The organism is Mycobacterium sp. NGS15 (assembly GCF_059813245.1).
On record NZ_JCALEF010000002.1, the window covers coordinates 60,704 to 73,117 of the forward strand.

7 protein-coding genes are annotated in these 12,414 nt (G+C 65.2%); 2 read left to right on the forward strand and 5 right to left on the reverse strand.

The features are described 5' to 3' along the window. Positions 1–77: 77 nt before the first annotated feature. The 4 genes from phoA to AC5Y5C_RS04555 form a co-directional block, all read right to left on the reverse strand. Positions 78–1,637, reverse strand: a complete 1,560-nt coding sequence (phoA, locus tag AC5Y5C_RS04540) for an alkaline phosphatase (RefSeq protein WP_499969471.1) — start codon at positions 1,635–1,637, stop codon at positions 78–80. A gap of 126 nt (positions 1,638–1,763) precedes the next feature. Continuing rightward, entirely contained in the window at positions 1,764–2,903 is a 1,140-nt protein-coding gene (locus tag AC5Y5C_RS04545; RefSeq protein ID WP_499969472.1) for a PDR/VanB family oxidoreductase, read from the reverse strand. Next, complete coding sequence (locus AC5Y5C_RS04550) at positions 2,903–3,820, reverse strand: metal-dependent hydrolase (RefSeq protein ID WP_499969474.1); 918 nt, start codon at positions 3,818–3,820, stop codon at positions 2,903–2,905. The genes AC5Y5C_RS04545 and AC5Y5C_RS04550 overlap by 1 nt, the downstream gene beginning before the upstream one ends. A 9-nt stretch (positions 3,821–3,829) precedes the next feature. Further along, entirely contained in the window at positions 3,830–4,666 is an 837-nt protein-coding gene (locus AC5Y5C_RS04555) for an SDR family NAD(P)-dependent oxidoreductase (protein ID WP_499969476.1), read from the reverse strand. A gap of 469 nt (positions 4,667–5,135) precedes the next feature. Here AC5Y5C_RS04555 and gltB point away from each other — a divergent pair, with 469 nt between their 5' ends. Then, positions 5,136–9,740 (forward strand): glutamate synthase large subunit, encoded by a 4,605-nt coding sequence (gene gltB, locus AC5Y5C_RS04560; protein ID WP_499970574.1) that lies wholly within the window; start codon positions 5,136–5,138, stop codon positions 9,738–9,740. Continuing rightward, the gene (locus AC5Y5C_RS04565; protein ID WP_499969478.1) at positions 9,733–11,199 is read left to right on the forward strand and encodes a glutamate synthase subunit beta; all 1,467 of its coding nucleotides are present in this window, start codon (positions 9,733–9,735) and stop codon (positions 11,197–11,199) included. Before gltB ends, AC5Y5C_RS04565 begins: the two co-directional genes overlap by 8 nt. A 431-nt stretch (positions 11,200–11,630) precedes the next feature. Here the strand turns inward: AC5Y5C_RS04565 and map are convergent, their stop codons facing one another. Continuing rightward, entirely contained in the window at positions 11,631–12,398 is a 768-nt protein-coding gene (gene map, locus AC5Y5C_RS04570) for a type I methionyl aminopeptidase (RefSeq protein WP_499969480.1), read from the reverse strand. Positions 12,399–12,414: the final 16 nt, after the last annotated feature.

The window sequence follows — 12,414 nt, forward strand, 5'->3', positions numbered from 1 at the left end:
CGTGAGATTCCCACTCGATGGTCGGGCTAGCTCATCCCAGGGGATCGTGCGTACCCGTCCGATGATGTTCGGCGACGTCAGACCCGGCGCCTGCCCAGGAAGAACGCGACAGCGGCGGCCAGGGCGGCGGCCACCACAGCAATTCCTCCGGCCAGCCACCAGGACGGGCCGTTCGAGGCGTCCGGGCTCTTGGATCCGAGCAGCGCCCCGACGATCGTGTTGAAATTGTCGGTCTGATCGGTGAGGCCGGAGACGTTCGCGGCACCCGGGCCGTAGGCGGCGATGCGCACCTGAGTGCCGGTGTGTGTCTGCGATTCACCCTCCGGCGCGGTGGGGTACATGATCCGCATGGTGGCGCCGTCGGCAGTCTTGACCGAGACCGACAGTGCGGTCGGATTGTCGAAGTCCTCGGGAACGATGAGCGAGGAGTGTCCATGGTCGGCGGTCACGATCACCAGGGTGTTGCCGTCCTTGCGGGCGAAGTCCAGGGCGGCGGCGGCGGCCTCGTCGAGGGCGATGGTCTCGCCGATCTGACCGCAGATGTTGGCCGCGTGGTCCTGCTTGTCGATCGACGCCGATTCCACCTGCAGGAAGAAGCCCTTGTCCTGGCCCTTCTTCGAGTTCACCAGCAGATCAATGGCTTTAGTCGTCATCGCGGAGAGCTGTGGTTGATCCTTGGGCAGCTCGGGGTTGGCGCGGCAAGTGGTCGCGGGCAGCTTGCCGCCGTTGGGGACCGCCGCGGGCGCTTTATCCCACTGCACCGGCAGGTTGCCCTTGCCGAATACACCCAACACCGGGTTGTCGAGGTTGCTCACCTTGTTCAGATCGCCTGCGGTGGTGGGTAACTGGTAACCGGTGGCCTTGGCGACTTCCAGCGAGGTCTTGCCCTTGTGTTCACCGGAGGTGATGGTTTCCTCGAAGTACTTGGCGCCGCCGCCGAGGCTGATATCGGCCCGGGTACTCACCAACTGCTCGGAGATGGAGCCCTTGCCGCCGTTGTCGACGGCGTCGCCCGCGCACTTTTCCAGGGTTTCCTTGGGACCCTTGCAGTCCCGGTCGGTGACATGAGCGGTGAGCACCGCCGGGGTGGCGTCCTGCAACTCCGAGGTGGTGACGTTTCCGGTCGCGAAGCCCTGCTTCTGCACGATCTCCAGGATCGTGTCCAGAGGCTTGCCGTCGAGGTCAACCGAGATGGCGCCGTTGTAGGTCTTGGTCCCGGTCGCCCACCCGGTGCCGGAGGCCGCCGAGTCGGTCACGTAGTCCGGCTTGCCCTTCTCGGGCCCATCCTTGGTGAGGGCGAACGTGGTGTACTCGCCGGTGATCGGCAGCGCATCGAGTCCGGGAAGCGTCCCGGCGGCGCCGTGCTGGTAGTTGCGCGCCGAGGTGATCTCCGAGGTTCCCATGCCATCACCGATCAGCAGGATGACGTTCTTGGCGTTGCGGCCCTGTACCGAATTCCGCAGATCCGCCGCTTTGTCGCCGTCGCGCCCGCCCTTGATGCGGTTGGCGCCGCCGGTCGTGGCGATATCGCCGACGGGTACCTCGGGGGATTCCGAGGGCGGGGCGGCGGCCGCGGACGGCGCCAGCGCCAGGATCAGTGCGGAGGTAAGGGCCGTGGCTGCGTGGGAGATGCGCATCGGGACAGTTTCCCGGCAACCGATGAACGCGCGGTGAACCGACACGGACACGTCACGCCCAGACCGAGGTTATGGCGCATGTGTCTCGCACAAATTCGCCATAACCTCGGTCTCGGCGTGGACGTATTACTCGGTAGGCAGGTCCAGAACCAGTCGGCCTTCACCGCGGGAGACGCAGGTCAAGAGCTGCCCCTCGTCACGCTGGGATTCAGTGAGGATCTGGTCCCGATGGTCAGCGGTGCCCGCGAGTACATTCACCCGGCAGGTGCCGCAGAAACCCTGCTGGCATGAATACGCCACATGCGGCAGCCGTTCCTTGATGACATCCAGCGCCGTGCGATCGGCGGGCACCTCGAGCACCGGCCCGCCGGGGCCCAGCTGTACCTCGAACGGATGACCGTCAACCACGGGTGCGGCGGCGAATCGTTCGAAATGCAGTTCCACCGTGGGCATTTCGAGTAGGCGCCGCTGCAGGACGGCAAGCATCGGCGCGGGACCGCAGCAGTACACGGCGTCGTTCTCGCCCACATCGGGCAGCAGATCATCTGCGGTCGGCAGGCCCGACTGATCGTCGGTTCGCACGATGACGCGATCGCCGAATCGCTTGAGCTCGTTCAGGAACGGGAGCGAGTCGCGATTTCGGCCGGTGTAGACCATGGTCCATGGCTTACCCAGCTGCTCGGCGAAGGCGATCATGGACAGGATCGGTGTGATGCCGATGCCGCCGGCCACGAAATGCAGCTTGCGCGGCCCGGGCTGGGTCATGGCCAGCGGGAACGCATTGCGTGGTCCCAAGATGGACACTGTCGAGCCGACGTTCAATACGTCGTGCACCTCGATGGAGCCACCGCCGCCAGCGGGGATACGGCGCACGGCGATGCGGTAGTGGAAGGGGTCGGACACATCACCGCACAGCGAGTACTGCCGCATTCGGCCCGACGGCAGCAGCAGATCCAGGTGGGCGCCGGGATGCCAGGGCGGGAGCCGTTGCCCATCGGGCGCGGCCAGCACCAGGCTCGCTACGTCCTGGTCCTTGGCCTCGATCCAGCGGTCCTTCACCACCAGCGTCAGCGTCCGGTCGACGTGATTCTCTGGTGGCTTTTTGAGGATCAAGAGGGCGCCAATGGCCCGTACCGCGACCGGGAACAGTACGGTGCCGAGCGCGATCATGGGTGAAACGGGCAGGGTGCCGTACAACGTCGGCGGCAGCGAGGGCCGCTTGCGCTGGGAAGTGGGCTGCGGTGTGCGGCGAAGGCGATCGAACATCAGTAACCGGCCGCGGCCTTCGCGGCGGGTGAGGTACTCAGGTATGCCACCGCCTGTGCCGTGCTGCCCACCTGATCGGGAGAGAAGCCCGGACGCATGAATTCCATGGCGGACTTGGCCAGCTCGCGCCACCGCAAGAACGCGCCCCGCTTCATGGCCTTGTTCATCTGTCGCAGCACGCCGAAGACGCCGTAGTTGGGCAGCGACGGGTCCTGCCGCACCAAGAACTTGGTGTAGCGCAGCATCACCCCGACGAGCAGCAGGGTGGCCAACACAAAGGTCAACATCATGTGCCCGCGACGGATCTGGAAGTACCGGGCGACGTCGTACGCGACGCTGCGGTGCTCGACCTCCTCGGCGCCATGCCAGCGGAACAGGTCCACCATCTCCGGGTCGGCATTGAACTTCTCGAACGGGTGGTTCAGCACCCAGTCGCCGAGGACGGCGGTGAAGTGTTCGATACCCGCGATGAGGGCCAGCTTCTCCACCATCACGCGGTATCGGAGCTTTTCGCTGCGCAGTTCGTTGGTGCGCTCCAGCATGTGGGTGATGTATTCGATCTGCACAAGAGCCGGACGGACGTTGATCCCGTTCTTCTCCAGGAAGTCGCCCAGCACCTTGCTGTGGGTCTCGGCGTGTACTGCCTCCTGACCCATGAATCCGATCATCGCTTCCCGGATCTTGTCGTCCTTCACGTACGGCAATGCGCGGGTGAAGGTATCGACGAAGGCCCGTTCCCCTTCCGGCAGAAGCAGATTGAAGGCAGAAATGAAGTGCGAGACGATGGGCTCATTGGGAATCCAGTGCAGCGGGGTGTGGCTCGTGTCGAACTGGACATTGCGCGGCCGCAGTACGACCTCACCGGGCTCGGTGGGTACGACGTGCAGGCCAGTGACCTCAGTTGTATTGCGCGCCATGATGTCCTCCTATTTGTTGAGCTTGTTGCCAAGGTTGCCCCAGAAGAACCGGTTCAGCGCCGGGGCCAGGCGGCTGAGGTGGTACTGCACATGTGCTTCCGGGGTGACCGGGACGACGGACTTGCCCTTCACGACGGCGTTGACGATCTCCTTGGCCACCTTCTCGGGGCCGTATCCGCGTTTGGCGTAGAGCCCCGCCCCCCGCTGCTGCCGCTGCGCCTCGTCTTCTGCCGAGAGGCCCGAAAACTGAGTGGTGCGAATGATGTTCGTGTTGACGATGCCCGGGCAAATGGTGCTCACCTTGACCTTGTCGCGCGCGAGCTCGCCGCGCAGCACATCGGAGAACATGAACACCGCGGCCTTGCTGGTTGCGTAGGCGCCCATCTCGGGGATCGGCGTGTACGCGGCGGCGCTGGAGATATTGACGATGTGGCCGCTCTTGCGTTCGGCCATCCGTGGCCCGAAGGCGCGGCAGCCGTAGACGACTCCGCCCAGATTGATGTTGAGCACTCGCTGGAAGTCCGCGGACGGGGTATCGAAGAATCGTCCGGCCTGGCCGATGCCGGCGTTGTTGATCAAGACATCCGGCACGCCGTGGGCAGTGCACACCTCGTCGGCGAATGCGGCGACGGCGCTCTCGTCGGAAACGTCCAGGGCGTAGGGGTGGGCGGTGCCGCCCAGCTTCTCGATGAGCCCGACCGTCTCGTTGGCGGTGTCGAGGTCGATATCGGCGACGACGACACGGGCGCCCTGGTGAGTGAAAGCCAGCGCCGTCTCACGGCCGATACCGCTTCCGCCGCCGGTCACCACCACCAGGCTGTTGCGCTGGGCATTGCCGGATGTCATGCATCCTCCGAATCCTGCGCACCGCTGCGCTTACGTGATGGAGGAGAGTGTAAATCACTGCAAGTGCACAGAAAAAGGCGTGATGTTCAATTCGGGGTTTACCGGCGTTTGTCGAGGAAACGGGCGTTGACCTTGCTGTGAAGAACGCGTTGAGATCATGACGCCACGAGGTGTCGCGCCATCTAACCACCCGAGTTGGCGTCTACCGGGGTTCCTGGCATATCGTTTTGATTACTTGTCGCGTCGGGGCACGAGATCCGCTGGTCAAAGGTGTCCGGTGGGTGCCTCATCGTTACCGCGAGCACACCGAGCAGACGGCCGAGAAGGACGCTACGGACAAGGGCCAACAGGCCAGCCCTGGGGTTTGAGCACCACCCCGTGCCGGTCTGTGAGGCACCTTCGAGGAGGGCATTGCCGGGTGCATACAGCCGATGCACCCGGGCAGGCCCTGGAGACGAGACGAGCAGCCATGCCACACCCCGCGACCGGGCTCTACAACCCGGCCTACGAGCACGATGCGTGCGGTGTCGCCATGGTCGTGGATATGCACGGCCGGCGCAACCGCGACATTGTGGACAAGGCGATTACCGCACTGCTGAACCTGGAACACCGCGGTGCCGCGGGAGCCGAGCCGAATAGTGGTGACGGCGCCGGAATCATGCTGCAGATCCCGGACAAGTTCTTCCGGGCCGTCTTTACGACACGGGATGGGCTTGAGCTGCCCGCCGAGGGCAGCTACGCCTCCGGAATCGCCTTTCTGCCGCAGGGGTCCAAGGACGCTGCCGCAGCATGCGAAGCCGTCGAGAAGATCGTCGAGGCAGAGGGTTTGATCGTCCTGGGTTGGCGTGAGGTTCCTCACGACGACTCTTCACTGGGGGCCCTCGCTCGTGACGCCATGCCCACCTTCCGGCAGTTGTTCATCTCCGGTGCCTCGGGCATCGATCTGGAACGGCGCGTCTACGTGGTGCGCAAGCGCATCGAGCACGAGCTGGGTAACCAGGGATCCGGCCGGGGCAGTCTCGGCGAGGAAACCGTCTATTTCCCAAGCCTTTCCGGTCGGACCTTTGTGTACAAGGGCATGCTGACCACCCCGCAGCTGCGGGCGTTCTACCTCGATCTGCAGGACGAGCGGGTCGAGAGCGCGCTGGGTATCGTGCACTCGCGGTTCTCCACCAACACCTTCCCGTCCTGGCCGCTGGCCCATCCCTACCGCCGGGTGGCGCACAACGGTGAGATCAACACCGTCGCAGGCAACGAGAACTGGATGCGGGCCCGTGAGGCGCTCATCAAGACCGACGCTTTCGGTGATCCCGCTCAGCTCGACAAGATCTTCCCGATCTGTACGCGCGGTGCCTCGGACACGGCGCGGTTCGACGAGGCACTGGAATTGCTGCACCTGGGTGGCCGCCCCTTGCACCACGCGGTGCTGATGATGATTCCCGAGGCGTGGGAACGGCACGAGTCCATGGACCCGCAGCGGCGCGCCTTCTACGAGTACCACGCCTCTCTCATGGAGCCGTGGGACGGACCGGCCTCGGTCTGCTTCACCGACGGCACCATCGTGGGTGCCGTGCTCGATCGCAACGGCTTACGGCCGGGCCGTGTTTGGGTGACCACCGACGGACTCGTCGTGATGGCCTCCGAGGCGGGCGTGCTGGATCTGGACCCGTCCACCGTGGTGCAGCGGACCCGCCTGCAGCCCGGCCGCATGTTTCTGGTGGACACCACCCAGGGCCGTATCGTCTCCGATGAAGAGGTCAAGGCGGAGCTCGCTGCTGCAGAGCCGTACCAGCAGTGGATCGATGAAGGCCTGGTGCGCATGGAGCAGCTGCCGGACCGCCCGCACCAGCACATGCCGCACGATCGAATCGTGTTGCGCCAGCAGATATTCGGCTACACATACGAGGAGATCAACCTCCTGGTCGCGCCGATGGCCCGCACAGGCGCCGAGGCCCTCGGGTCGATGGGCACCGACACCCCGATCGCGGTGCTGTCCAACCGTTCCCGGATGTTGTTCGACTACTTCCAGCAGCTTTTCGCGCAGGTCACCAACCCCCCGCTGGATGCCATTCGCGAGGAGGTCGTCACCAGTCTCGGCGGTGTGATCGGCCCCGAGGGCGATCTGCTGCACCCGACCGCTGAGTCGTGCCACCAGATCCTGCTGCCGCAGCCGGTGCTGCACAACGACGAGCTGGACAAACTGATCCACCTTGACCCGCTGGATGAGGTCAACGGGCGGCCGCACGGGTTCTCCAGCCGAGTGATTCGCTGCCTGTATCCCGTCGCGGAGGGCGGCGCCGGGTTGCGGACCGCGCTCGAGTCGGTGCGCGCGGAGGTTTCCGCCGCCATCGCCAGCGGTGCACAGGTGATCATCCTGTCCGACCGCGAGTCGGACGACCAGATGGCGCCCATCCCTTCGCTTCTGGCTGTTGCGGCGGTGCACCACCACCTCGTTCGCGAACGGTCCCGCACCAAGGTCGGCCTCGTCGTCGAGGCCGGTGACGCCCGCGAGGTCCACCATGTGGCGGCATTGGTCGGTTTCGGTGCGGCCGCCGTCAACCCCTACATGGCCTTCGAGTCCATCGAGGACCTGATTGACCGCGGCATGATCTCGGGAGTGGAACGCGACAAGGCGATCCGCAACTACATCAAGGCCGCAGGCAAGGGTGTGCTCAAGGTCATGTCCAAGATGGGCATCTCCACACTGGCCTCCTACACGGGTGCGCAGCTGTTCCAGGCCATCGGCCTGTCGCAGGAGCTTCTGAACGAGTACTTCATCGGATTGTCCTGCCCCACAGGCGGTATCGGTCTGGACGAGATCGCGGCCGATGTTGCCTCGCGCCACCACCTGGCCTTCCTGGAGCGCCCCGAAGAATGGGCGCACCGGGAACTGGAGGTCGGCGGCGAGTATCAGTGGCGGCGCGAGGGCGAGTACCACCTGTTCAACCCCGACACCGTTTTCAAGCTGCAGCACTCCACCCGGACCGGCCAATACTCGATCTTCAAGGAGTACACCGCTCTGGTCGACGACCAGAGCGAGCGGATGGCCTCACTGCGCGGTCTGCTGAAGTTCAAGACCCCCGAAGAGAGCGGGCGTCCGTCGATTTCCATCGACGAGGTGGAGCCCGCCAGCGAGATCGTCAAGCGCTTCTCGACCGGTGCAATGAGCTTCGGCTCCATCTCCGCCGAGGCGCACGAGACCCTGGCGATCGCCATGAATCGCTTGGGCGGACGGTCGAACTCCGGTGAGGGAGGCGAGGATCCGCGACGGTTCACCCTCGACGAGAACGGCGATTGGCGGCGCAGTGCGGTCAAGCAGGTTGCCTCCGGCCGGTTCGGTGTCACCTCGCACTACCTGAGCAACTGCACCGATATCCAGATCAAGATGGCGCAGGGCGCCAAGCCAGGTGAGGGCGGCCAGCTGCCCGCGCACAAGGTGTACCCGTGGGTTGCCGAGGTGCGGCACTCGACACCCGGCGTGGGACTCATCTCGCCGCCGCCGCACCACGACATCTACTCGATCGAGGATCTGGCACAGCTGATCCACGATCTGAAGAACTCCAACCCGCAGGCGCGTATCCACGTGAAGCTGGTGTCGGAGAACGGTGTGGGCACGGTCGCCACGGGCGTTTCGAAGGCCCATGCCGATGTGGTGCTCATCTCCGGGCACGACGGCGGAACGGGCGCCACCCCGCTGACCTCCATGAAGCACGCCGGTGCGCCGTGGGAGTTGGGGCTGGCCGAGACACAGCAGACGCTGTTGCTCAACGGTCTGCGTGACCGCATCGTCGTGCAGGTCGATGGTCAGCTCAAGACCGGCCGCGACGTGATGATCGCCATGTTGCTTGGCGGCGAAGAATTCGGTTTCGCGACGGCTCCCCTGGTGGTCTCGGGCTGCATCATGATGCGTGTCTGCCACCTGGACACCTGCCCCGTGGGTGTGGCCACCCAGAACCCCGTGCTGCGCGAGCGGTTCAACGGCAAGCCGGAGTTCGTGGAGAACTTCTTCCTGTTCATCGCCGAGGAAGTCCGGGAGCTGATGGCGGAGCTCGGTTTCCGCACCGTCAACGAGGCGGTGGGCCAGGTCGCCGCGCTGGACACCGAAAAGGCGATAGCGCATTGGAAGGCCAGCAAGATCGACCTGACTCCGGTGCTGACGGAGCCGGACTCGGCGTTCATGAACCAGGACCTGTACTGCAGCGGTTCGCAGGACCACGGCCTGGAGAAGGCGCTGGACCAGCAGCTGATCGTGATGAGCCGCGAGGCGCTCGATCGCGGTATCCCGGTGAAGTTCGAGACGCTGATCACCAACGTCAACCGGACCGTGGGCACCATGCTTGGTCACGAGGTCACCAAGGTCTACGGCGGCGAGGGTCTCCCGGACGACACCATCGACATCACCTTCACCGGCTCTGCGGGTAACAGCTTCGGTGCGTTCGTCCCGCGGGGTATCACGCTGCGGTTGTTCGGCGATGCCAACGACTACGTGGGCAAGGGCCTGTCCGGAGGGCACATTGCGGTGCGGCCCTCGCGTGAGGCACCGGCCGACTTCGAGGCCGAGAAGAACATCATCGGTGGAAACGTCATCTTGTTCGGCGCCACCAGCGGTGAGGCCTTCCTCAGCGGCCTGGTGGGAGAGCGGTTCGCGGTGCGTAACTCGGGTGCTTCCGCTGTCGTCGAGGGTGTGGGCGATCACGGGTGTGAGTACATGACCGGTGGCACCGTGGTGGTGCTCGGCCCGACGGGGCGTAACTTCGCCGCGGGTATGTCCGGTGGTGTGGCGTACGTGTACGACCCGGCCAAGCAGCTGGTGGACAACCTCAACGATGAGATGGTCGATGTGGACGCGCTGGACCCTGACGATGAGCAGGTGCTGCGCAGTCTGATCGAAAAGCATGTGGCGGCGACCGACTCTACTGTCGGACAACGCATTCTGGCCGACTGGAGCGGCCAGAGCGACTCCTTCGTCAAGGTGATGCCCCGCGACTACCGTCGCGTGCTCGAGGCCATCGCCGACGCGGAGCTGACCGGAGGCGATGTGAACGAAGCGATCATGGCGGCAGCTCGTGGGTGACCCAAGCGGCTTTCTGACCCACACCACCCGCGAACTACCGAAGCGGCGTCCCGTGCCGTTGCGGTTGCTCGACTGGAAAGAGGTCTACGAAGACTTCGAGCACAAGGCCCTGCAGACACAGGCGTCGCGCTGCATGGACTGCGGGATCCCGTTCTGCCACAAGGGCTGCCCGCTGGGCAACTTGATTCCCGAGTGGAATGACATGGTGTACCGCGGGAACTGGCGCGAGGCCATCGAGCGGCTGCACGCGACCAACAACTTTCCCGAGTTCACCGGTCGGCTCTGTCCCGCACCGTGCGAGGCGTCGTGCGTGCTGGGCATCAACCAGGATCCGGTGACCATCAAGCAGGTCGAGGTCGAGCTGATCGACAACGCCTTCGAGAACGACTGGGTCAAGCCCATTCCGTCCGAGGTGAAGACCGGCAAGAAGGTTGCCGTCGTGGGTTCGGGTCCGGCCGGGCTGGCCGCCGCCCAGCAGCTCACCCGCGCCGGACACGATGTCACCGTGTACGAGCGGGCCGACCGCATCGGCGGCCTGCTGCGCTACGGCATCCCCGAGTTCAAGATGGAAAAGCGTCACATCGACCGGCGCCTGGACCAGATGCGGGCCGAGGGCACGGTTTTCAAGGCCGGCGTGAACGTGGGTGTGGACATCACCGCCGACGAGCTGCGCGAGAAGTTCGACGCCGTGGTTCTGGCGGGCGGGGCGACCGCCTGGCGCGATCTGCCGGTTCCCGGCCGTGAGCTCGAGGGCATCTACCAGGCCATGGAGTACCTGCCGTGGGCCAACAAGGTGCAGCTCGGCGATGACGTCGTGGACGCCGATGGGCAGCCGCCGATCACCGCAAAGGGTAAGCGCGTCATCATCATTGGTGGCGGCGATACCGGGGCTGACTGCCTGGGCACCGCTCACCGGCAGGGTGCGGCGAGCATCCAGCAGTTCGAGATCATGCCAAGGCCGCCGGAGATCCGGTCCGAGCGCGACCCGTGGCCCACCTACCCGACACTGTTCCGGGTGGCCTCCGCCCACGAAGAGGGCGGCGAGCGGATCTACGCCGTGAACACCGAGCGGTTCCTCGGTGAAGACGGCAAGGTGACCGGTCTGCGCGCCCACGAGGTTGTCTTCAACGCCGGCAAGTTCGAGAAGGTCGAGGGCTCGGACTTCGAGCTGGAGGCCGATATCGTCTTCCTCGCAATGGGATTCGTGGGGCCGGAGAAGCCCGGCCTGCTGGAGAGCCTGGGTGTGGAACTCACCGAGCGTGGCAATGTGGGGCGCGACGACGCGTACGCGACGTCTGTAGACGGCGTGTTCGTGGCGGGTGATATGGGTCGTGGCCAGTCGCTGATTGTGTGGGCGATAGCCGAGGGCCGCTCCGCCGCCGCCGCGGTGGACACCTACCTCACCGGCGAGACGGCGCTGCCCGCGCCGATCAAGCCAACCGCCGCGCCGCAGCGCTGAGACTCGGGGCTGTTGCCAGGCCCGGCGGAATCGGTAGCTCCGGGCAATGTCACTCGGTGTTGGGCGACATGTTTGCCTAACGCCGGTGAGAGACGTGATCTAGGTCGGGATTTGCGTTATGCTACTGACCGGTTCTGAAAGCTTGCCGACGCAGGAGATGTTCTCGTGCCCAACACGCCCGTTACGAAGACATGGGTTGGCCGAATTGCCTGGTCACTGCTCCGTCATCCCATGAAAAGCCACAGTTTCCCCGCGAAGAATGAGCGGCTCATTACTCCGGAAGAGGCCATGCGCTTCAGCCACTGAGCGTTGCTCACGGCGACAGTGCAGCGTGTCGGATCGCGGACACGCCTGTCGCTCACGATCGTTATAGACCTGTAACCAGTCCGGGCTGGGGGCGGTAGCGGATGGTGTGCCGTAGCCGATCCCCTCTAGTCCCGTAACGTCAGTACTTGCGGCCCGTCCTCGGTGATGGCGATGGTGTGCTCGGAATGCGCGCCCCGAGACCCGTCCGCCATCCGTAGCGTCCACCCGTCCGGATCCACGGTGAGCCGGTGGGTGCCGCGCCCGAACCACGGCTCCAATGCCAGCGTGAGGCCGGGTTCCAGCTTCAACCCCCGGCCGGCGGTCCCCTTGTTCGGCACATGGGGATCCTCGTGCATGGTCCGGCCTAGGCCGTGTCCGCCGAAGTCTGTGTTGATTCGGTACTTGGCCCCCTCGGCCACCGTGGCCACCGCCGCCGAGATGTCGCCCAGCCGGTTGCCCGGCCGCGCCGCCGCGATGGCCGCATCCAGGGCGGCGCGGGTGGTGTCGATGAGCCGCACATCCTCGGGATCTGCGGTGCCGACGACGACGCTCACCGCGGAGTCGGCCACCCAGCCGTCGATGCTCACCGCGAAGTCCATGCTCAGCAGATCACCATCAGCCAGCACGTAATCATGCGGAAGCCCGTGCAGCACTGCGTCATTCACCGATAGGCAGATGACATTGCGGAACGGTCCGCGCCCAAAGGAGGGGGAGTAGTCCCAGTAGCAGGACACCGCGCTGCGTTCGGTGACCATCTCACGGGCGCGGTGCTCCAGGTCGAGCAGATTGACGCCGGGCGCCGCGATCGCCGACAGTTCGGACAGCACCGAGGCCACGAACCCGCCGGTCACCCGCATGCGCGCGATCTCCGCAGGCGATTTCAACTCGATCACACGTACCTCCTGGACG

Excerpts from the sequence above, each read along its gene's own strand:
- AC5Y5C_RS04545 (WP_499969472.1), bottom strand. The coding sequence starts at position 2,903 with ATGTTCGATCGCCTTCGCCGCACACCGCAGCCCACTTCCCAGCGCAAG.
- AC5Y5C_RS04555 (WP_499969476.1), bottom strand. The coding sequence starts at position 4,666 with ATGACATCCGGCAATGCCCAGCGCAACAGCCTGGTGGTGGTGACCGGC.
- gltB (WP_499970574.1), top strand. The coding sequence starts at position 5,136 with ATGCCACACCCCGCGACCGGGCTCTACAACCCGGCCTACGAGCACGAT.
- AC5Y5C_RS04550 (WP_499969474.1), bottom strand. The coding sequence starts at position 3,820 with ATGGCGCGCAATACAACTGAGGTCACTGGCCTGCACGTCGTACCCACC.
- phoA (WP_499969471.1), bottom strand. The coding sequence starts at position 1,637 with ATGCGCATCTCCCACGCAGCCACGGCCCTTACCTCCGCACTGATCCTG.